The sequence below is a fragment of the Dyella choica genome (genome assembly GCF_003977665.1).
GTDB lineage: Bacteria > Pseudomonadota > Gammaproteobacteria > Xanthomonadales > Rhodanobacteraceae > Dyella_B > Dyella_B choica.
Genome location: NZ_RYYV01000006.1, coordinates 1 through 20,498, shown reverse-complemented (window position 1 = coordinate 20,498; position 20,498 = coordinate 1). Strand labels below are relative to the sequence as shown.

Genomic DNA, 20,498 nt, shown 5'->3' with positions numbered 1-20,498 from the left:
AAGGAACAATCTTTGCTTAGGCCGCCGTGCATCGGGAAAATGCAGCACCCGATGTACGCGTCGCCATAATCAGGCGCGATAATGGCCTGCGGGCGATGCCTGGACATAACAGCATGCACCTGCGTGGGCTGTCTGCTGCACCACAACTATCAAGCAGAAAAAACAGGGGAAAACTGACATGACAGACACGATTGATCTGCTGGAAGCCATCGGCCAGGATGCTTCCTTGCGCCATGCTTCAACGGAGGACTTGGGCAAGATGCTGGCACAGGCGCAGGCATCCGATGCCCTCACTGCGGCAGTGGCGTCCGGTGACAGCTCACTCTTATCCGAAGAATTCGGATTCATGGCGAACAAAACGGTGGAAACCATCCTGTCTCCAGCTCGAGAGGACGAACCGGAGGAAGATGACCCGCTGGAAGCACCTGTTCCCGATGCAGTCCCGTTGCCGTCCAAAAAATAGGCGACACGCACGTGTCCGGATTGTCGAGCCGCATCCGCTTCTGGCCTGCCGTGATGGCTGTGGTTTGCTGCGCGCTCGCGCAACCTGGATACGCCACCCCCCCGATAGCGAATCCCGCCAAGTTCCTTGACCAGGCTGAAAGCCTTCGCCTGCAAGACCACTCGCAGTTTGTTCGGATGCTGGAACAGATCCAGCCCGAAGCCGATGCTTTATCCGAGAGTGACCAATGGCATCTGCGTTACCTTGACGCGTGGGAGGCCATCTACGAGGGCGGTTCTGCCAAATCCGAGCCGCAGCTGCACCAGATCATCGACCGTTCGGGTGACCCTGCGCTGATCGCCAAGGCGTCCTCACTGCTCCTGAAAATCCTGTCGACCAACAGGCGATACGAGGAAGCCTTTGCACTGGCCAATCACCTGGCTTCGATCCTGCCCGAGATCAAGGACCCATCCATACGCTTCACCCTGCTGACTTATCTGTCGCAGACGGTGGATCTTGCCGACCAGACCGATTTGGCGGTCCAGTACGCGCGCATGGCGGAGGATGCCATTCCGCCTGGGGAGACGGCATGTCGCCCGCTCATGCTGCAAGCCGCAGCGCTCAACAACGGCAAACGGCTGAAGTCAGCCAGCCCGGAATTGCGCAAAGCCATTGACGTCTGTACGAACGCCCGGCAACCAGTCGTCACCAATGCCATGTGGCTCATCCTGATCGACCTCTATCTGGATGAAAACCAGTCTGGCAAAGCCATGGCCTTGCTCGACCAGATCAGCCCCGCTATCCAGACGGCTCATTATTACGATCACATGTTGTCATTCCAGGTACGGCGTGCGCAGGCCTACCTCCAGCTCGGCAACGATGACGAGGCCAAAAAGTCCGCCTTATCGGCCCTGGCCATGAGCCAGCCTGGCGACCTCAGCGAGCAGCTGATGGACGCCTATCAGGTGCTCTACCAGATCGAAAAAAAACAAGGCCATACAGCCGCCGCGCTCGCTTACTACGAACACTACGCAGCGCTGGACAAGAGCCATGTCGACGATGTCCGCGCCAGGGCTTTGGCCTATGACATGGCCGAACAGCAGTTGCTAGTGCAGAAAATGCAGGCGGATAGCCTGAGCAAGCAGAACAGGATCCTGAAATTGCGGGATGACCTGACCAGCAAGGCGGTCGAAACCAGCCGGCTGTATATTGCCCTGTTGCTGGTGGTGCTGGTGTCGGTGGTGTTCTGGCTGTTCCGTCTCAAGCGCTCGCAGTTGCGCTTCAAGCAGCTGTCCTGCCTGGACGGGCTTACCAGCATCTCCAACCATCAACACTTTCTCGGTGAAGCCGAACGCCTCCTGCAGTCACTGGTAAAAAGACAAGGCACGGCCTGCCTGATCGCCATCGACCTCGATCACTTCAAGCAGATCAACGATGCACACGGCCACGCGCTTGGCGACATCGTGCTGAAGCGTACGGTGGTCATCTGCCGACAGCATCTGCGTTCGACCGACTTGTTCGGCCGGCTCGGCGGCGAGGAATTCTGCATCCTGCTGATCGATTGCCAGCGCGAGCGGGGCATGGCCATAGCCGAGCGCATCCGCGTGGTCATCGAAGCGACACTGGTGGATGCCGAAGGGGCATCCATCTCGTTTTCCGCCAGCCTCGGGCTGGCCTGCACCGACGCATCCGGATATGACTTGCAGCGCTTGAGCAAGGATGCGGATACGGCGCTCTATAGCGCCAAACGGACGGGACGCAACCGGCTTGTGGCAAGTGGTGAACAGGTTGATCAAGCCGAAGCCCAGCAAACCGGAAAGCGCGCAAGCATGCTTTAAGTTGGCTCTCCGCAACCGCGCATGGCTTGCGATGGCTAAGAGGCGAATCTGTCTTGCCAGCAGGCGTTGCGGTCGCGTCATGAATTTCGGTTATGCTCGCGGGCCTTCAGGGGCAGTTGGGGGAGCCGAGGGCACATGGGAGTGTCGTTGACGACGGAGCAGGTCCTGGCGCTTGCGCCCGACGGTGCGTCGGCCAAGGCTGCATCGGGTTTGGTGGCCCAAAGCCATTGGTCGTCGCTCGGCACGGACGACGATGCCGTTTGGGGCGAATGCAAGGGCAGCGGCGCCAAGCCTTATCAGAGTCAAGTCGATCTTGCAGCGCTCGTCTCGCGCTGCTCTTGTCCCAGCCGCAAGTTTCCGTGCAAGCACGCTCTGGCGTTGTTGCTGCAGTACACGCAATTCAGGTCCCGCTTTGCGAAGGCCGCTCGTCCGGCCTGGGTCGACGAGTGGCTTGCTTCGCGCAAGGAAAAGGCCGTCAAAAAAGAACAGGCCGCCGCAGAGAAAGCGCCGGCCGACCCGATCGCTGCCGCCGCTGCAACAACCAAGCGCGAAGCAGCCAGATGGAAGCGCATTGAATCGGGAAGCGCCGATCTGCAACGCTGGATGGCCGATCAGTTCCGCCAGGGTCTGGCCGGATTCGGTGCCGAACAGCGTAAGAACTGGAGCACCATGGCGGCGCGCATGATCGATGCGCAAGCGCCCGGATTGGCGCAGCGCCTGGAGGAAGCGGGGCAAATGCTGAGTGCCGGGTCCAGCCGGCACGAGCAGGCCATCCAGGCGCTCGGCCTGATCCAGCTGATCAACGAGGGTGTTGCCCGGCGCGAGCAGCTTTCGCCGGCACGGCTTGCCGACCTGCGGGCCGCACTGGGTTGGCCGCATGACAAGGAGGAAGTGGCTGCATCGCCGGACACGGTCACCGACGACTGGCTGGCGCTCGGCCAGATCACGCTTTCGCGCGAAACCCATCTCACCGAACGCCGCATCTGGCTGCATGGCGGCCATAGCGGCCGGTATGCGCTGCTGCTCGACTTTGCGTACAACACGAACGCCTTGCCCATGCCCTGGCTGGACGGATCGAGTTATCGGGCTGGTCTGCATTTCTATCCGGGCAGCGCATCGCTGCGTGCCTTGGCTACGGAGCGTGTGGCGTCGGCAGCTTTTCCTTGGCCGAAGCTGGCGCCGGATGCGATGTTGGACCGGGTGTCTGCGTGGTATGCGCAAAACCCCTGGCTGCAGCAGGTACCGATGCTGCTGACGAATGCCACGCCGGTGATCTACGAGCAGACCTGGTTGCTGCAAACGGACGTCGGCGTGCTGACACTGAATATGCCCGAATCCTGCGCGTGGTCGCTGCTCGCTTTCAGTGGCGGTCATCCGATCGACGTCATGGGCGAATGGAACGGTCACAGCCTGCTTCCCCTTTCGGCGCGGCGCGCCGATAACGCTATGGCGCCGTGGAGCTTGAACAGCAAGGAGATGGCCGCGTGAAAGCCGACTGGTTCAAGCAGGCTTTGGTCGGTGTGGAGGGTGCAGTGGCGTTTTCCGCCGATACCGAAGTCGGCAAGCTGCTGGCGCAGATCGGCATGCAAGGGGACGATCCAGCGCTCACATTCAGTCGTGTGGCGGGCGTCATGGCGGCATGCCAGCGGGCAGGATTGACGTTGCCCTCCGGTTCGGCAGTGCTGCCACAGCCTTCGCCTGCCGACGACAACACCCTCGCCGACGCCCATCCATGGTCCGTGCTGCTCGCGCAGGTACTCACCGATGGGCCGGTGCGCTTGCAACACGAAATTTGCAGCCGGCTGGCAACGCTCGGCATCACCCTGCCTGCGCTGCAGCTGCCTGGCGCGCTGGACGCCGGCAAGCGCAGCGTCGCATTGCGGCCGCTGCTGCTGAAGATTCTCGGCCATCGAGGGCGCTGGCTCGCGGCATTCAACCCCGATTGGCGCTATGCCGCCGAGGGCACTGCGTCAGAACACGACCCCAATGTATGGGAAGAAGGCAACCTAGCACAGCGCATCGCCTATCTATGCGCATTGCGACAACGCGATCCAGCCAGGGCACGCCAACTTTTGCAGGCACAGCTGAGCGAGCTGCCGGCCAGGGAGCGCGTCGAACTGGTATCCACGCTCGAATACGGGCTGGAGGGCGACGATGAAGCCCTGCTCGATCCGCTGCTGAAAGATCGCAGCCGCGAAGTGCGCACGGTGGCGGCGATGTTGCTGGCCAAGCTGCCCCGATCCGTACATGCGCGGCGCATCACCGGATGGCTGGCGCCGCTGCTCACCCAGAAGCGCCATCTGCTCGGCAAAACATGGGCGATCGACGCCCCTGCGGCTGCCGATCCCGCATGGCAAACCGCGGTCATCGACAGCAACCGCCCCCAACACGAGCGCTTGGGGGAGCGCGCCTGGTGGCTTTATCAATTGGTGCGGCAAGCGTCACTGTCCTGGTGGGTCGACGACACCGGCATGACGCCGGCGCAGCTGATCGCCTGGGCGGCAAAAAGCGATTGGATGGACGCGCTGTACCGAGGCTGGCGCGACCGCGTGGGCGCTGCCGACCACGACTGGATCCACGCGATGCTCGCCTCGCGCGCGCAAGCCTTCGGCGATAGGGTCGGCCTGCTCGCCTGGCTGCCGGTCGCCGAACGCGAACCGTACTGGCCACGTTCGCTCGATCAGCTTCGCCAGGACGGCCGGCTGGGTGATGTGATCGCCTCATGCCCGCTGGGCGAGACCCTGTCGGCCGATTTCTCCAGCGCCTTGATGGCAGACATACGCCAGATAGCCGAAAGTCCGCGCCTGCGCGACGACTGCGGCTTACGGCCCTTGCTGCTCGAACTTGCCCTGATCGCGCATCCCAGCGCGCTGCTCGACTGGCGGTCGCCGGCTTGGACCGAGCAGACGACGCCCGCATTGATCGACTTCATCCGCGAGTTCGAGCGCATCGTCGCCATTCGGCGCAGCCTTCACTCGCCCCTTTCCTGAGCCACTGGATGCCAGCATCGCCATGAGCACAACCGTACTGCGCCAACACGCCGAAGAGCAGTTCGCCGAAGAACTCGATGCGTTGAAGAAAGTGGATGACCGCCAGCGTCCCACCCACTGGCAGCTTTCGCCCTGGGCCGTCGTCACCTACCTGATCGGCGGACGTCTGGACAACGGTTTTGAAGTCAGCGCGAAATACATCGGCAACCGCCGCCTGATGGAAATCGCCGTCGCCACGCTTGCCACGGACCGCGCGCTGCTGCTGTTCGGTGTGCCGGGCACGGCGAAATCCTGGGTATCGGAGCATCTGGCCGCGGCGATCAGCGGCGATTCCACCCTGCTGGTGCAAGGCACAGCCGGCACCAGCGAAGAACAGATCCGCTATGGCTGGAACTACGCCGAACTGCTTGCCAACGGCCCCAGCGAAAAAGCCCTGGTCGCCAGCCCGATGATGCGGGCGATGCGCGACGGCAAGCTCGCGCGCGTCGAAGAACTTACCCGTATTCCGGCCGATGTGCAGGATTCGTTGATCACCGTGCTTTCGGAGAAGACACTGCCGATTCCGGAGCTGGGCGCCGAAGTACAGGCCACGCGCGGTTTCAGCGTGATCGCCACGGCCAATAACCGCGACAAGGGCGTAAACGAGCTGTCCAGTGCGCTCAAGCGCCGTTTCAATACGGTGATCTTGCCGGTGCCAGCAAGCCAAGAGGAGGAGGTGTCGATCGTGGCCAAGCGCGTTGCGGAACTCGGCCGCGCCCTGGAACTTCCGAGCGAACCGCCCGCGTTGAAGGAAATCTCGCGTGTCGTGCATATCTTTCGCGAATTGCGCAATGGACAGACCGAAGACGGTAAAGCCAAGCTCAAATCACCCAGTGCCACGCTCTCCACCGCGGAGGCGATCTCGGTGATCAACAACGGCATGGCGCTGGCCGGACACTTCGGCGACGGCGTACTGCGCGCGGCCGATCTCGCCTCCAGCCTGATCGGGGCGGTGATCAAGGACCCGGTGCAAGACCAGGTGGTATGGAACGAGTACCTCGAAACCGTGGTAAAGGAGCGTGCCGAATGGAAAGATCTTTATCGGGCGCTGCGCGAGCACGCTTGATCCGCTGGCCATGTCCGACGACATTTCCTATTTCGGCATCCGCCACCACGGGCCGGGTTGCGCACGCAGCCTGCTCAAGGCTTTGGAAGCGCAACGGCCCGATTGCGTACTGATCGAGGGGCCGGCTGGCTGTGAAGCGTTATTGGCGCATCTTGCCGACGCGCAAATGCAGCCACCGGTGGCTTTGCTCTCGCACAGCGTCGACGAACCGCAATGGGCGGTATTCCATCCCTTTGCCGTGTTCTCGCCCGAATGGCAGGCGCTGCGCTGGGCGCTGCAGGCGAAGGTACCGGTGCGCTTCATCGACGTGTCCCCAGGTGTAAGCCTGGCGTGGCAACGGCAGGCTAGGCAAGCCGCTGCCGATCAAGCGCCGGCAGCGCCCGAGTCCACCGCTGTCGAAGCGTCGAACGACGATGCAGCCATACCCTGCACGGAGGCGGAACCGAGCGCCGCTGCACCGACCAAACCACAGCCCCCGCACGATCCGCTCGACTGGCTGGCCATGGCGGCGGGCTACGACGACGGCGAGAGCTGGTGGAACCAGATGGTCGAGGAGCGCTGTGACGGCAGCGACCTGTTCGCCGCCATCGCGCAGGCCATGACGGAACTGCGTGAAAACGCGCACTTCACCAACCATCTCGACGCACGGCACGAAGCGATTCGCGAAGCGCACATGCGCTGCATGGTGCGCGAGACGCGACAGCAGTATCAGCGCATTGCTGTGGTCTGCGGGGCATGGCACGTACCGGCACTTGCAGGAAAAAGCACGGCCTCCGCTGACCAGCGCCTGCTCAAGGGGCTGGAGAAACTCAAGGCGCAGACCACCTGGGTGCCCTGGACGTACCGGCATCTGAGCCTGCGCAGCGGCTATGGCGCAGGCATCGCCTCGCCCGGCTGGTACGAACACCTATGGCATAGCAGTGACGGCCGCGCTCGCTCGGTAGGCTGGTTTGCGCGCGTCGCGCATCTGCTGCGCGAGCACGAACTGGACTGTTCCTCCGCCCACCTGATCGAGGCAACGCGCCTGGCCGATACGCTGGCGTCGTTGCGCGGACGCCCTGCTCCGGGGCTCGACGAGCTCAACGAGGCGACTCGTTGCGTCATTTGCAACGGCGACGACATGCCCATGCGATTGGTCGCCGCGCAGTTGATGCTCGGCAATGCGCTAGGCACGGTGCCTGCCGATGTTCCGTCGGTTCCGCTGCAACGCGATCTGCAGGCTCAGCAAAAGCGCTTGCGAATGAAACCCGAGGCACTTTCGCGCCGGCTCGACCTGGATTTGCGCAACGACACCGATTTGCAGCGCAGCCATCTTCTGCATCGGCTCGGCCTGCTCGATATCGGCTGGGGCAGGCTCGCCACGCTTGGCCGCTCGGCACGTGGCACCTTCCACGAACTATGGGACCTGGCCTGGGAACCGCGTTTCGAGGTCGACCTGATCGTCGCCAGCCGTTTCGGCCACACGCTGGAACTGGCCGCCTCCACGTGCGCTGTCGAGCACGCCCACGATGCGGCAAAACTCGCCGATGTGGCGGCGCTGGTAGATCGCGTGCTGCTAGCCAATCTGCCGCACGCGATCGTGGCGGTCGCGCAGGAACTGGAAGAGCGCGCAGCTACCGACGGCGATCCGCTCTCCCTGCTCAGCGCCTTGCCGGCCTTGGCCAATATCTATCGCTATGGCAATGTGCGCCAGACGGACGGCACCCTCGTGGCGCATCTGTTCGACAGCATCCTGCTGCGCGCCGGCATTGGCGTAGCGGTCGCGGTAAACGGTCTGAACGGCGAAGCAGCCGAGCGGGCACGCGAGACATTGCTGGCGGTCGATCGCGCTGTCGGTTTGCGTCAGGGTGACGAACAGACCGCTGCCTGGCGGCACAGCTTGCGGATCATCGCCATGGCGGAAAACGGCACTCCGCTGCTACGAGGCTTGTGCACGCGCCTGCTGCTCGACGCCACGATTCTGTCCGGCGAAGAAGCGAGCCGGTTGCTGGGCTTGAATCTATCGCAAGGCCGAGACGCCCTGGAGGCAGCCCAGTGGCTGGACGGGTTCCTCAATCGCAATGCCACCGTCCTCCTGCACGACGATGCCCTGTGGTCGCTCATCGACCATTGGCTCAGCACCCTGCACGACGAACATTTCATGCGAGTAGTGCCGCTGGTGCGGCGCACCTTCGCGCAATTCGAAGCCGCCGATCGCCGTGATCTGGGCGAGCGCGTAAAACGTCACGGCGACGTCAGTGCCGAAGCTGCTGTCACCACGCCATGGAATGAATCACGCGCCGCACGTGCCTTGCCGATGTTGCGCGAATTGCTGGGGATGAACGATGGCCAGTGCTGATCAGGACGACGAAACACCGCTCGTCACCAACCGCGAGCAGCGCTGGCGGCTCGTGCTGGGCAGCGAGAGTGGGCAGCTGTGCGAACTGGACCGCGGCTTGCAGGAAGCGGATGCGGCCATGGCCGCCCTGTATGAGCCGGAAGGGGCGATGGGATTGAAGCGTCGCGGCGGGCGTGGCGGCTCGACGCCGAACGTCGCGCGCTGGCTGGGCGACATCCGCAAGTACTTTCCGTCGTCGGTGGTGCAGGTGATGCAGCGCGACGCGCTTGAACGACTGGACATGCGGCAGATGCTGCTCGAGCGCGAAATGCTCGAAAGCATCCAGCCGGACGTGCACTTCGTCGCCAACCTGATCGCGCTGGCCAGTGTGATCCCGTCGCAAACCAGGGACACGGCGCGGCAAGTCGTGCGCAAGGTGGTCGACCAATTGATGCGCAAACTTGAGGAGCCGATGCGCTCGGCCATCATCGGTGCGCTGGATCGCGCACGCCGCAACCGGCGGCCGCGCCATGCGGAGATCGACTGGCAGCGCACCATCCGCGCCAACCTCAAGCATTGGCAGGCAAGCCATCGCACCATCATTGCGCAGGAACTGGTGGGGTTCGGCCGCAAGGCACGGCGCCCGCAGCGCGACATCATCCTGTGCATCGACCAGAGCGGCTCGATGGCCGCTTCCGTGGTCTATTCGAGCATTTTCGGCGCGGTGATGGCATCGCTGCCGGCGGTATCCACCAAGCTGGTGGTTTTCGACACCAACGTGGTCGACATGAGCGAACAGCTGGATGACCCGGTTGACCTCCTGTTCGGCGTGCAGCTGGGCGGCGGCACCGACATCAGCCGCGCGGTGGGCTATTGCCAGGAATTGATCCGCGAACCGCGCAACACCGTGCTCGTGCTCATTTCCGACCTGTATGAAGGTGGTGTCGAAACCAAGTTGCTGGCGCGCGCCCAGCAACTAGTCGCAGCGGGAGTGCAATTCATCACGCTGCTGGCCCTCAGCGACGAGGGACGTCCGTCATACGATGCGGCGCTTGCGGCCAAGCTCGCCGCGTTGGGCGTGCCATCGTTTGCCTGCACACCCGACGCGTTTCCCGGCTTGATGGCGGCAGCCATACGGCGTGACGACATCAACCAATGGGCGGCGGCGCAGGGTATGGCGGCGACGCGTCCACAGGCTTGAGGCCGCCAGATCTATGTCGGACAGGTCCCTCCCCTGCTGCACGCAGGGGAGGGGTTGTTCAGGCGGATGGCCGCCCCGAATCGCCGTTCAAGGATGCGACCCCGCGATCGACCACGCTCCCGATCCTGCCGTGGCCTGCACGAAGAAGTTGTAGTTGTCGCCGGCTACCGCCGTGAACGTGACCGTCAGCGGCCCACTACCGTCTTGTTCCGCAACGGACTGGTTGGTGGTGGCGTCATCCGCCACGAATCGCCAGCTGGTGCCGGCAGGAACATTGAGGGTTGCCGTGACCGTTCCCGCGCCGCTCGTGAAGTTGGACGTAAAGACATAGTCGCCTTGCGACGCGATATTGCCCGAGAAATTGAGGTTGCCTCCGCTGATTCCAGCGGTACCTGTCAAGGTGGCGACTTGCGGACTGTTGGAGGCATCATCGGTCACGCTGACGGTGCCATTGAACGTACCGTTGGCCGCCGGGTGGAATGCCACGTAGATGACGCATTGCGCGCCCGGAGCGAGCGTGCCCGAGCAGTAGCTTTGATCGATATACGCTGCACCATTGAGGGCGACATTGCTGATCGACACCGGGGTGCTGCCCGTATTGCTCAAGGTCAGCGATTGCCAGCTGCTGTAGCCGTTGACGGCCACATTGCCGAAATCGATGCTGCCCGGGCTCAGAGTTGCCGCGCCACCCGAGCTGCCGCCACCCACGACGACTGCCACCGGATTCGAAGGTATGCCATTGGCGACCACATACAGTTCGCTGGCGCCGGTCTCGATGTTCGCGGGCACGTCGAAGTTGGTCGACACAATGGCATTGCCTGTCGCCACACCCATGCTGCTGTGGTCATGCGTGCGGGAGTAGAACACGTGGCCGGTAGCCGTGTTGACGATGCGCACCAGCGGATAGTTGGTCGCCATCTGCTGGTCGTCGCCATAAGCGGCGCCTTCCGACAGTCCGTTGAACTGCGTGCCGGAAATGGGGTACGTGCTACCCGGCATCAGTGTGGTAGCGACGGAGCTGACGGTGGGCTGCCACGCAGCTTGATACGTACCGGCCGGCGTCCACACTTGCAGGTTCTGGCTGAGGTCGGAGAACAGGATCTGGCCGTTCGGCAATTCCAGCATCGCGCCGTACCAGGAGGAATCGCCCGCTGCAGTCGAGGGGGCCGGCACCACCGTCAGTGTGCTGCCGTTCCACTCCAGAAAGGTCGAAGGCGTCTGGTAGGCGCCGGGGCTGGCCATCATCAGCACATTGCCGTTGGTTTCCACCGCCGCGGGGCCATCGGCGATATCCAGGCCGTTGGGGAAATCCGGACCGGCTGTCCATTTGCCGGTAGCCGTGTTGTAGATCGCCGTATGGCCGGCGCCGCACGAATTGGCGCCGGTGGCGAAGACCGTTCCGTCGGGGCGCAGCACCATCGGTCCGATTTCATAACTGGCGGAATTCGCGCCGCCGCAGCTGGCAGCCGAATCCCACAACTGCACGCCAGTGCTGCCGGCGTCGCTCCACTGTCCGGTGCTTGGATCATAGAGCTCCGATCCGGTGCCGGTGGGGTTGTACAGCGAGTAGGCGTAGATTTCGACGTTCAGCACCTTGCCGCCGGGCAGCAGCATCCAGTTTTCCTCGATGTTGTAGTCGGGCTTGTTGGTGCCGCTGATGCTCCAGCTGAGATGGGATTCGTTGAACAGCGCGCTGTTGAACAGCCCTTGCTGCCCCATCATGAACGTGCCGTTGGCCAGGATCACCCCGGACGCATCGCCGATCTGGCTCCAGCCGGAAGGCGGCGCAACCGAGGTCCAGGTATTGGCCACCGGGTCGTAGATGGCGCCCAGGTTCGACTCCACGTCCTGCGCATTGTTGTATTCGCCGCCCTCGACCAGGAGTTTGCCATCGGCCAGCACGCCACCCGCGAAGTCGATGGGTGCATAGCCGGTGGGCATCGAAGCAAGCTGGCTCCAGGTGCCGTTGACGTAGCTGCCGTTGATGTCGGGCGTGAGCTTGTACCACTGCGAATCGGCCGCCGAGTAGGTTCTGGCATGTGCCAGCACGCTACCGTCGGTAGCCAACGCCATGTAGCCGATGTCGATGGGCGGCGCATTCTTCAGCGGTGTCCACGTTTGACCTACGGCGGCGTTCGCCCACAACGCGAGCAATACAAGTCCGGGCAGGAATCTCGATAGTTTCATGGGTTTTCCCTCGTGATCTGTGAATGTTCAGGTGAAACGAGGAGGCGACACTTACCTGCGGAAGCGAAAGATGGAGGTAACGGGCTTCCCGCCATGCCGACCCGGTGGCCGCATGGTTTGCGATAAGCTGTCAGGTAGTCCCCGCTGGCGCTCTCGATGCTCTATCGGCAATCGGACATGAGCAGTCCCTCCCAGGCCTGCAGCAGTCACTCGAAAACGCCAGCGTTGCAAGCTAGTGCAAGGCCGGTGGTCGCGTCTTGAGCAATCGGGGCGGTTTGGGAGTGGAATCAGGCACAAATTCACGCGCTTCATGCAGTGCACGGTGTTTTAAGTTAGCCCAACTACTACAACCTCACTGACTGGATTGCCCAGGTCTGCGCCTGAATGCAGGAATGAAACGATGACGCTGCACATCATCCACTGCGCCGGCGAAGCGGTGGAGCCGTACCTGGAGGATCTGGCGCGGCTGCGCACCACGGTGTTCCGCGACTACCCCTATTTGTACGAAGGCAGCACGGACTACCAAAGCGACTACCTTGCCGCCTACGCACGCTCCCCGCGCAGCGTTTTCGTGCTGGCGCTGGAGGACGAGCAGGTCGTGGGCGTGGCCACCGGCATTCCGCTGCAGGATGATCAGATTGCCTTCCAGCTGCCCTTCCGCAAGAAGGGCCTGGCGCTGGAGCAGATCTTCTACTTTGGCGAATCGGTGCTGTTGCACGCGTACCGCGGAAAAGGCCTCGGCCATCGCTTTTTCGACGAGCGCGAGACGCACGCGCGCCGCCATGGCTTCAAGCTGGCCGCCTTCTGTGCGGTCGAGCGCGACGAACATGATCCGCGCCGCCCGGCCGACTATCGCTCTAACGACGCATTCTGGACCCAGCGCGGCTATCACCGCCAGCACGATCTGTTTTGCGAACTTTCCTGGCGGGAACTTGGGCAAGCCGAGCCCAGCCCTCATTTGTTGCGGTTCTGGCTGCGTTCGCTGGAACCGTAGGCTCGGATGAGAATCCCAGCATCGCGCGAGCTGCTGCATGGCTATGCTGGGTTTTGCAACCCAGCCTACGCAGACACTCAGGAATGGATCAGAGGCTTCTTACGCCATGCAAGTGAAAGTTGCCGTCGGCCAATGGCGGATCGGTGCCCCGCCGCATTTCGATGATTTCGCCGCGCGCGTCGAGCGCGAGTTGGCTGCGGTCGTAGCACAAGGTGCGCAGCTGGCCTTGCTGCCGGAATACCTGGCGATGGAATTGGCCTATACGTTCGGGCCGCAGGTCTACGGCGATCTGCATAGCTCGCTGGCTGCGGTGAATACGCTCTATCCACAGTGGCGGGCGTTGTTCGGCGAGATCGCGCAACGGCACGGCATCTATTTGCTGGCCGGCAGTTTTCTCCGTCGCCAGGACGACGGCAGCTACCGCAACCGCAGCCTGCTGTTCGACCCGCAAGGCCGCCACGCGTGGCAGGAAAAGCTGCGCCTGACCGGCTTTGAAAAAGACGCCAAGGCGATCACCCCCGGCAACGCGCTCAAGGTCTTCGACACCGAGTTCGGCCGCGTGGGCGTCAACATCTGCTACGACGTGGAATTCCCGCTGTTTGCGCGCGCCCAGAGCGAAGCCGGCGCCGTCTTGCTGCTGGTGCCCAGTTGCACAGATACACCAGCGGGCGCGGCGCGCGTGCGCATTGGCTGCCAGGCGCGCGCGCTCGAAAACCAGATTCCGGTGCTCTGCGCGGTAACTGCCGGAGACAGCGACTGGAGCGCGGCACTGGATACGAATACCGGGCGGGCGGCGATCTACGTGCAGCCCGATCGTGGCTTGCCCGATGGCGGTGTCCTGGCCGAACTGGACGCCGAGGCGGGCTGGCTGGTGGCTGAAGTGGACATTGCGGCGGTGAAGGCCGCGCGCTCGAATGGGCAGGTGGGCGTTGCAACCGACTGGCCGGGTCAGTTGCTGCCTGGCTTGCAACGGGCGCGGGTCACGAGCTTCGAGCGCACGTAGATTGAGGTACAGACCCTGACATATCCCTACGTTTTATGACTTGCATCCTGCAAAAATCAACGGTACAGGCAATGCCACTTCAGAGCGAATCGTCATTCCGGTGAAAGCCGAACAAAACCATGAGGCATCGCCGCGATGAGCTGTCTTCTTGATGTATCGAAGGTTCTTGATTGAAAAACGTGGGGATACCTCAGGGCACAAACCCCAACCTATCTTTTGCGATTCGGCCAGAGTATCGCCTGGGCGACCACCACATGATCGCCATTGAACGTCGCCGCGGGAGAACCGTACAGCTCATAGCCGAGCGCCAAGGCTTCCGAAACGCGATGGCAAAACGTTGCGTCATCCTTGCCGGTCAACAAGCGATAACGGGGAAGACCATCGGGCGGTAAATCGTGCATGTGCTGCTCCTTGAAGCGGACCCTCGACAGCGTAGGCCGGGATGGCCATCCCGGCAACAGGCTCGAAAAACTATCGGTCATCCTGCAGCGAAAGATGCTGTGCCCCTTCCAGGCGTGCGACGTCGAGCCGGCTGCACATCTCGGTGCTATCGACGCGGAACTTGAAGTAGGCGATGACCTCTTCACGATGGTCAAGATGCAACCATCCGCGTAGGCCACGGCCGTCACTGTCGATGTGCTCGATGGCGATGAAGTGCATCACGCCGACGCTGTCGCGCGAGAATTGATGGAAGTTGCCGCGCTTGCCGTTGTCGAACAGTTTGGCCGCGGCAGTGAAGCAAGTCAGCCACGCAAGTTTGTCCCCCCCTTGCAGGGCGGAGATCGCCCTGTGGACAGTCGGATGTAGGCCTGCCTCCAAATCGATGTTCATACAACACGCGCCCCCGAAGACGACTTGCTGCCAAGGGAAGGTCAACATGCCATGGCTTGGACGGTGTCCGGGATCGAAACGGGATCTTGCGGACGACGCTTGGGTTTTGCGATGAATACCTTTACCCGTGTCTTGTTGCAGTGACGCGATCGTTCGCCCATTGCTATTCACAAAAATCAAGCACGGCTTAGCCGATTCATTTACGTGAACCGTCTTTTACTCTTAATTCACCCGGTTAATCCGCGTGTAAAGCTCGTGACTGTATTCTCGACAGACCAACGACGTGGTGACGCGGGGTGCACGAGTGACAGTCACGCATTTAACAAACGTGCTGCGTTTCGATGATTTCCTCAACCAGGGTGGTCGCCACCTGTTTGAGATCACGGCGGATGAAATGCCGGAGTTGCAAGGCATCCAGGGACTTCGGCAAGGCATCAAGCTGGCCTGCAAGGTAACGGCTGCGTCGGCCAGGAGAGGAGGAACCTGGTACCGAATCGTGGAACAGCTGGCCGCACGAAACGGCAGTTGTGTGTACGAGCAGGTTACGACGAATACGTATCGCGTCGTCTGCACCATCCCGCATCAAACCGAGGCCGTCGAAAGTCGTCAAGTCGCCTCGCCTTAGCTTAAGGATGCTCTGATCCATTCCACGTGCCCGGTTCAGCTAGTTCATATGCGAGTCACGCGATTTTCACAAGGCTTCGATAAGCCCATTGCCAGAGTAAACGGCAGCTCACGCACTGAGTTGCAGCGCCTTGTCCAAGTTCTATCTCCCCTACTGCAGGGACAACGCCCCTGACAGCATTCTCGTGCATGGCACCAAGGCCATGCATTTTCCTTCCCGAATGGCCGCGCTGGCCTTCGTGATGAAGCATCTTCGTGACGAAAAGCCGGTGATGGAGTCGAGCAAGGCGATCATCAGCATCGAAGGGCAGGACGGTCGGTGGCGTTCGTTCGATACGCGGCTGCAGCCGGCAAAAGAAAACCGTTGAGCGGTCGTCATCCCTACCTATCATTCGTCTTCCCGGCATGAGGCCGGGAAGACGGGAACCACCTTAACCGGTCAAGCGTGATCCTCCGGCTGCCGGCCACTGATCTCGGTTTGACCCTTTTCGCCGGCCGATCCCTCCAGCTTCTCCGCCATGAATGCATTGGCCAGCTGCGCCAGCGTGGAGAGCGCGTTGCCGCCGTCCGTGCCCAAGGCAATCTTCGGCACGATGGCGATCTGGCCTTCGCGCAAGGCATCGGCAAACTGACGGCCGAGATCGTTGATCAACTGCATGCGGGCGCCTTCGCCGGTAAGTGCATCGGCCTTGGCGCGGATCGCGTTGGCTTCGGCCTTGCCCACCGCCTCCGTCGCGGCGGCCTTGCCTTCGCCCACCGCAATCTGGCGTTTGCGTTCCGCTTCGGCGTTGATGTTGATCACTTCCGCTTCCTTGAAGGCGGCGGCAATGGCAGCGTCGCCTTCGTTGGTCTTGATCTTCACGTTGATTTCGGACTTGGTCAGTTCAGCCTGGATCTGGTTTCTGGCCTGCGCTTCCCGCAGTGCACGTTCCTTGTTGGCGGCCTGCTGCTGCTGGTCGTAGGTATCCATCTGCTCCTTCGCCACCTGGCGATCGCGCAACTGGTTGAGGATGGTGTCGATGCGCTGACCGGAAGTGGCTTCGGGAGCGCCGTGGGGCGTGCCGATCAGCACCTCCTGCAGTTCCAGGTTGTACGCGGCGAAGCGTTCCTGCATGTCGATGCTCGATTTCTCCTGGATCGCGGAACGTTCCTGCAGCAGTTCGATCAGCGTCTTGGTCTGTCCGATGTTCTTGAAGTAGGCGGAAACCATCGGATCGAGCGTCTGGTCGACCAGGCGCTTGATGTCGCCGAAGCGTTGCACCACCAGCGGGGCCTTGCGGTAGTCGATATGCACGACCACCGACAGCGGCAGCAGCGGCTCGAACGCATCCTTGGTGATCAGAGCGACCTCGGAGAGGTTTTCGTCATACTTGTGCGAGTCGGTGACTTCCTTCGACCATTTCAGGATGAAGTTGGTGGTCGGCACCAGCAGGACCTTGCCGGCGTAAGTGTTGAAGGCATACTTGCCCGGCAACAGCGGCTCCTTCCATACGCCGCGGCAACCGCTGTCGACCAGTTCGCCGTGCGAATAACCGTCGCCCGAGCGGTCGGTACCGGCCTTGCCGAAATACGAAACCACCACGCCCACGCTGCCCACCGGCACCATCGTCTTGCGGATGAACTCCACCGTGGCGAACAAGCGGTTGAGGTAGTACGTGCCTTCCACCAGCACCTGATGCTGCCGGCCGCGGCGGCCGCCCGCGCGCAGAAAAGCGTTGATGTTCTGGAAGTTGTTGTGGAAGGTGGCCTTGTTGAGAGGATCGTCGCCCGCGCGCGGTGCCACGATTTCATCCGGCGGCAACACCGGGCCGTCATGCACGGTCACTACGCCGAGTACGTCGCGGGGATCACTGTCCGGCTGATCGGACTTATCGGCCGCTACGGTCGACGCCTGGCCGCCGATCACCACCGGCAAGAAGCCGTTGCGGTCGCGCAGGACCTTGCCCATCTGATCGACGGTGTCCTTTTCTTCGTCCGAAAGCAGCAAGCCATGCACGCGGGCGGCCGTGATGATGGCGAACTGCGCCACATTGATGGCATGCGTACCCTCACGCAGGATCGCGCGCTGCGGGCCCTTTTGCCCGCCGGCTTTCAAAAACGCCGCGGCATCTTCAATACCGGCGTCAACGATTCCGCCCAGCGCCTGGCCATCCGTCAGCTCATGGCCGTCACGCGCAAAGATGTAGCCGATCTCCCCTTGCGGAATGGTCACCAGATCGACCTTGTGCACGCGATACTGGAACGGAATGAAGTAATGCAGGCCACCACGCAAAACGTACGGCTGGAAGCCGACTTCGCCATCCAGGGCGATCAGGCCGCGGCTAAGCGAACGCGCGCCCCACAGCCGTTCCACAATACCGACACGGTCATTCGGGATGTAGACGATGACGTTGGAGGTGTAGGTCAAAAACGCCAATACAACTACGGTTACTGCCAAAGCAATCAGCATGGTCATTGCTGTATATCCTTGAGGAAAAAAACCTGACGCGCGGTCAGGGCCGTTTTCAGGTCGCAAAGGGCCGCAACCCGGCGGTACGGGTTGTTGGCGATAAGGTGTCCGGGGGCTTAGGGCGCGTGCGGGTTCAGTGTCGTCGTCGATCGGAAGGCCGGCCGGCCGAACGCTGTCCGCTCGGCAGTCGCCGAGCCGTCATGAGCCACAAGAGAAAAGGATTGAACATGGCTGTAACCACACGCGAGCGAACGCGCTGGAGTCGTACATGCTTCAAGGAGAGAAGTGGAAGTTTGCCCCTGTCGAACAGGCCGCTAACGCCTGGCGGTCTTTCGCGATGCGTCCGGATGGGCTGGGCATTGAAAGATGCGGATCATGTCGGCCAGTCGGTTGACCTTGGATGGCGCGCATTCTACTCCCGATTTTGGGGAGTAGTAGTGACGTTATAACAGTCGGTGTCCGTACCAACTTGCGCAACTACGGCGAAACAGGCCGCACCGGAAAATCGAAATACGTATCCGGATACGGTTCGTTCTTCAGGGTGAAATGCCACCACTCCGTTTCCAGCGGCACGAAGCCTGCGCTGCCCATCAGCGATTGCAACAACCGCCGATTGGCCTTTGCCTGCGCTGAAATCGCCTGATAGTCGGGATGGGATGCCGGGCTGAAGCAATCGAAGCCCGTGCCGAAATCCAGGCTGTTGTCCGGCACTCGCTTTTCCTGCGGCGCGGCGCAATCCGCCAGTCGCCCGTCGAAACCTGGAATGACGCTATTGACCGGAACAAGGGTGAGATCGATCGTGCTGCCGCGGCTATGACCGGAATGCGCGGCAATATAGCCCTGCTCGAACAGCCGATCCTTGCGAACGGAGGGATAGAACTCGGCCTGCATGCGATTGTCCTGCGTATCGGCGGCCCAGCTGACAAAATCGTCTACGGCGCTTTGCGGGCGATAGCAATCGTACGCCTTGAGGGTAAGCCCCATCGGCAGCAGCTGGTCCTCGACCTTTTTGAGTGCGGCAACGGCCGGCCCGGTGAGCAGGCACGCCGCTTGTTCATAGCCATGAACCCTGCGCCCGACGAAGTTGTGCGCCGAGTAGTAGCGGATATCGAATTGCATCTTTGGAATCGCCCGCGCGACGTCGACAAAATTGTCCGGCCGCCGCCTTTCAACTTTGAAGTCCTGACCGGCACCCGCCGAAGCGGAAGCAAGCATGCACATCATCATGCCGACCGCCACAATCAGTCGTTCGCCAATCATCTGCCTCACCTTGAGTTTCGTTGCTTTACTCATAGCACGGCGCACTCCCTTTTCGACACGGAAACTAACCCGGGCGTTATCATCCCCTACGTTTTGGAACTAGCGTCTCTTGGATTCGAGAGTGAGGCCTATGGACCGTTTCGCGTCGATGGAAACCTTTGTGTGCGTCGTGGAGGCCGGTTCATTCTCGGCGGCCGCGCGCCGGCTCAACGTGGGCCAGCCAGCCGTTTCCAAGTCGATTGCGCAGCTGGAAGAGCGCCTGGGCGTGCGTCTGCTGCTGCGCTCCACGCGCGGACTGGCTCCCACCGAGGCAGGACAGCATTACTACGAGCGCGCCAAGCGTTCCATCGAGGAAGCGAACGAGGCCGAGCTGATCGCGCGTGGCGCCGGCAAGGGACTGTCGGGACGGCTGCGTGTATGCGGCGCAGTCACCTTCGCCCGCCTGCACGTACTGCCGCGGCTGAAGCCGTTTCTGGACGCGCATCCTGAGTTGGCCATCGAAATCGTGCTGGACGATCGGCAGATCGACCTGCTGGAGCATGGCATCGACATCGCCTTGCGCATGGGCACGTTGAACGATTCCAGCATGACGGCACGACGGCTCGCGCGGTCGCACCGCTACGTGGTCGCCACTCCGGCTTATCTGCAGGCACAAGGCGAGCCCAAAACGCCCGCCGAGCTGGTGCAGCACCAGGCTGTGGTCTACAACCCAGGCGGCAACCAGACGGCCTGGAATTTCCGGCGCGGCGAGACCGAGGTTTCGGTGGCGGTTTCCGGGCGCATCCAGGTTACCGCCGCGGAGGGCGTGCGCGCCGCGGTATTGGCGGACATGGGCATCGCCATCGCTTCGGAATGGATGTTCGCGGACGAAATCCGCAGCGGCGCAGTGAAGGTGCTGCTCGAGGGCTGGGAGTTGCCGGTCATCGATCTGTGGGCGGTGTTCCCCACCGGGCGCATGGTGAGTGCCAAGGCGCGTGCGTTTGCGGATTTTGTCGAGGGGATATTGAAGGACACCGGCGCATAACTGACGCCAAATCCTAGCGGCGCGACATCCAGCTCCCTCCCCTACGTGTAGTAGGGGAGGGTTGGGGTGGGGTGAAGCAACCTCGCGACGAACTCAAACATTGCGACAAGCTCGTGCAACCCCACCCCAGCCCTCCCCTGCCAAGCACTTGATTAGCGTCGAGTCTCAGTAGGTGAGCAGAGGTAGGGCGAGCATGGCGGCATCCCTCAAGCGGAGGTGCCGCCATGCCGATG

The 20,498-nt window shown here is 62.1% G+C and carries 17 protein-coding genes; 11 read left to right on the top strand and 6 right to left on the bottom strand.

The annotated features are described in order from the left end of the window. The first annotated feature begins 178 nt into the window (after positions 1-178). The 7 genes from EKH80_RS09310 (at position 179) to EKH80_RS09280 (ending at position 9,893) form a co-directional block, all read left to right on the top strand. On the top strand, positions 179-463 hold the full coding sequence (locus EKH80_RS09310) for a hypothetical protein (protein ID WP_126684481.1): 285 nt from the start codon (positions 179-181) through the stop codon (positions 461-463). Between the two features lie 11 nt (positions 464-474). Next, positions 475-2,280 (top strand): tetratricopeptide repeat-containing diguanylate cyclase, encoded by a 1,806-nt coding sequence (locus EKH80_RS09305; RefSeq protein WP_230473560.1) that lies wholly within the window; start codon positions 475-477, stop codon positions 2,278-2,280. A gap of 135 nt (positions 2,281-2,415) precedes the next feature. Beyond that, positions 2,416-3,768, top strand: coding sequence for an SWIM zinc finger family protein (locus EKH80_RS09300; RefSeq protein ID WP_126684480.1), 1,353 nt, complete (start codon positions 2,416-2,418; stop codon positions 3,766-3,768). After that, on the top strand, positions 3,765-5,270 hold the full coding sequence (locus tag EKH80_RS09295) for a DUF5691 domain-containing protein (protein ID WP_126684479.1): 1,506 nt from the start codon (positions 3,765-3,767) through the stop codon (positions 5,268-5,270). The genes EKH80_RS09300 and EKH80_RS09295 overlap by 4 nt, the downstream gene beginning before the upstream one ends. Positions 5,271-5,292: 22 nt before the next feature. Further along, the gene (locus tag EKH80_RS09290) at positions 5,293-6,375 is read left to right on the top strand and encodes an ATP-binding protein (protein ID WP_126684478.1); all 1,083 of its coding nucleotides are present in this window, start codon (positions 5,293-5,295) and stop codon (positions 6,373-6,375) included. Between the two features lie 10 nt (positions 6,376-6,385). Then, entirely contained in the window at positions 6,386-8,713 is a 2,328-nt protein-coding gene (locus EKH80_RS09285; RefSeq protein WP_126684477.1) for a DUF5682 family protein, read from the top strand. Then, the gene (locus EKH80_RS09280) at positions 8,700-9,893 is read left to right on the top strand and encodes a vWA domain-containing protein (RefSeq protein WP_126684476.1); all 1,194 of its coding nucleotides are present in this window, start codon (positions 8,700-8,702) and stop codon (positions 9,891-9,893) included. Before EKH80_RS09285 ends, EKH80_RS09280 begins: the two co-directional genes overlap by 14 nt. An 87-nt stretch (positions 9,894-9,980) precedes the next feature. Here the strand turns inward: EKH80_RS09280 and EKH80_RS09275 are convergent, their stop codons facing one another. Beyond that, the gene (locus tag EKH80_RS09275) at positions 9,981-12,080 is read right to left on the bottom strand and encodes a choice-of-anchor D domain-containing protein (protein WP_126684475.1); all 2,100 of its coding nucleotides are present in this window, start codon (positions 12,078-12,080) and stop codon (positions 9,981-9,983) included. Positions 12,081-12,480: 400 nt separating this feature from the next. Here EKH80_RS09275 and EKH80_RS09270 point away from each other — a divergent pair, with 400 nt between their 5' ends. Next, on the top strand, positions 12,481-13,074 hold the full coding sequence (locus EKH80_RS09270; RefSeq protein WP_126684474.1) for a GNAT family N-acetyltransferase: 594 nt from the start codon (positions 12,481-12,483) through the stop codon (positions 13,072-13,074). Positions 13,075-13,186: 112 nt separating this feature from the next. Further along, positions 13,187-14,077: a carbon-nitrogen hydrolase family protein gene (locus EKH80_RS09265; protein ID WP_196240370.1), complete on the top strand. Its 891-nt coding sequence runs from the start codon at positions 13,187-13,189 to the stop codon at positions 14,075-14,077. A gap of 209 nt (positions 14,078-14,286) precedes the next feature. On the opposite strand, the gene EKH80_RS09260 is transcribed toward EKH80_RS09265, so the two are convergent. The 3 genes from EKH80_RS09260 to EKH80_RS09250 form a co-directional block, all read right to left on the bottom strand. Next, positions 14,287-14,478, bottom strand: coding sequence for a DUF1737 domain-containing protein (locus tag EKH80_RS09260; protein WP_126684472.1), 192 nt, complete (start codon positions 14,476-14,478; stop codon positions 14,287-14,289). Between the two features lie 70 nt (positions 14,479-14,548). Continuing rightward, complete coding sequence (locus tag EKH80_RS09255) at positions 14,549-14,908, bottom strand: hypothetical protein (protein ID WP_126684471.1); 360 nt, start codon at positions 14,906-14,908, stop codon at positions 14,549-14,551. Between the two features lie 319 nt (positions 14,909-15,227). After that, entirely contained in the window at positions 15,228-15,518 is a 291-nt protein-coding gene (locus EKH80_RS09250) for a hypothetical protein (RefSeq protein ID WP_126684470.1), read from the bottom strand. 235 nt (positions 15,519-15,753) lie between these two features. Between EKH80_RS09250 and EKH80_RS23795 the strand changes: the two genes are divergently transcribed. After that, positions 15,754-15,900, top strand: a complete 147-nt coding sequence (locus tag EKH80_RS23795; protein ID WP_158628798.1) for a hypothetical protein — start codon at positions 15,754-15,756, stop codon at positions 15,898-15,900. Positions 15,901-15,971: 71 nt separating this feature from the next. Here EKH80_RS23795 and EKH80_RS09245 read toward each other — a convergent pair whose 3' ends face one another. Together EKH80_RS09245 and EKH80_RS09240 are read right to left on the bottom strand one after the other, a co-directional pair. Beyond that, positions 15,972-17,987 (bottom strand): SPFH domain-containing protein, encoded by a 2,016-nt coding sequence (locus tag EKH80_RS09245; protein ID WP_126684469.1) that lies wholly within the window; start codon positions 17,985-17,987, stop codon positions 15,972-15,974. A gap of 471 nt (positions 17,988-18,458) precedes the next feature. Beyond that, on the bottom strand, positions 18,459-19,274 hold the full coding sequence (locus EKH80_RS09240; RefSeq protein ID WP_230473559.1) for a M15 family metallopeptidase: 816 nt from the start codon (positions 19,272-19,274) through the stop codon (positions 18,459-18,461). Positions 19,275-19,371: 97 nt separating this feature from the next. Here EKH80_RS09240 and EKH80_RS09235 point away from each other — a divergent pair, with 97 nt between their 5' ends. Beyond that, entirely contained in the window at positions 19,372-20,265 is an 894-nt protein-coding gene (locus tag EKH80_RS09235; RefSeq protein ID WP_126684468.1) for a LysR family transcriptional regulator, read from the top strand. Positions 20,266-20,498: the final 233 nt, after the last annotated feature.

Excerpts from the sequence above, each read along its gene's own strand:
- EKH80_RS09310 (WP_126684481.1), top strand. The coding sequence starts at position 179 with ATGACAGACACGATTGATCTGCTGGAAGCCATCGGCCAGGATGCTTCC.
- EKH80_RS09285 (WP_126684477.1), top strand. The coding sequence starts at position 6,386 with ATGTCCGACGACATTTCCTATTTCGGCATCCGCCACCACGGGCCGGGT.
- EKH80_RS09290 (WP_126684478.1), top strand. The coding sequence starts at position 5,293 with ATGAGCACAACCGTACTGCGCCAACACGCCGAAGAGCAGTTCGCCGAA.
- EKH80_RS09275 (WP_126684475.1), bottom strand. The coding sequence starts at position 12,080 with ATGAAACTATCGAGATTCCTGCCCGGACTTGTATTGCTCGCGTTGTGG.
- EKH80_RS09240 (WP_230473559.1), bottom strand. The coding sequence starts at position 19,274 with ATGAGTAAAGCAACGAAACTCAAGGTGAGGCAGATGATTGGCGAACGA.
- EKH80_RS09235 (WP_126684468.1), top strand. The coding sequence starts at position 19,372 with ATGGACCGTTTCGCGTCGATGGAAACCTTTGTGTGCGTCGTGGAGGCC.
- EKH80_RS09245 (WP_126684469.1), bottom strand. The coding sequence starts at position 17,987 with ATGACCATGCTGATTGCTTTGGCAGTAACCGTAGTTGTATTGGCGTTT.
- EKH80_RS09270 (WP_126684474.1), top strand. The coding sequence starts at position 12,481 with ATGACGCTGCACATCATCCACTGCGCCGGCGAAGCGGTGGAGCCGTAC.
- EKH80_RS09255 (WP_126684471.1), bottom strand. The coding sequence starts at position 14,908 with ATGAACATCGATTTGGAGGCAGGCCTACATCCGACTGTCCACAGGGCG.
- EKH80_RS09280 (WP_126684476.1), top strand. The coding sequence starts at position 8,700 with ATGGCCAGTGCTGATCAGGACGACGAAACACCGCTCGTCACCAACCGC.
- EKH80_RS09300 (WP_126684480.1), top strand. The coding sequence starts at position 2,416 with ATGGGAGTGTCGTTGACGACGGAGCAGGTCCTGGCGCTTGCGCCCGAC.
- EKH80_RS09260 (WP_126684472.1), bottom strand. The coding sequence starts at position 14,478 with ATGCACGATTTACCGCCCGATGGTCTTCCCCGTTATCGCTTGTTGACC.
- EKH80_RS23795 (WP_158628798.1), top strand. The coding sequence starts at position 15,754 with ATGGCCGCGCTGGCCTTCGTGATGAAGCATCTTCGTGACGAAAAGCCG.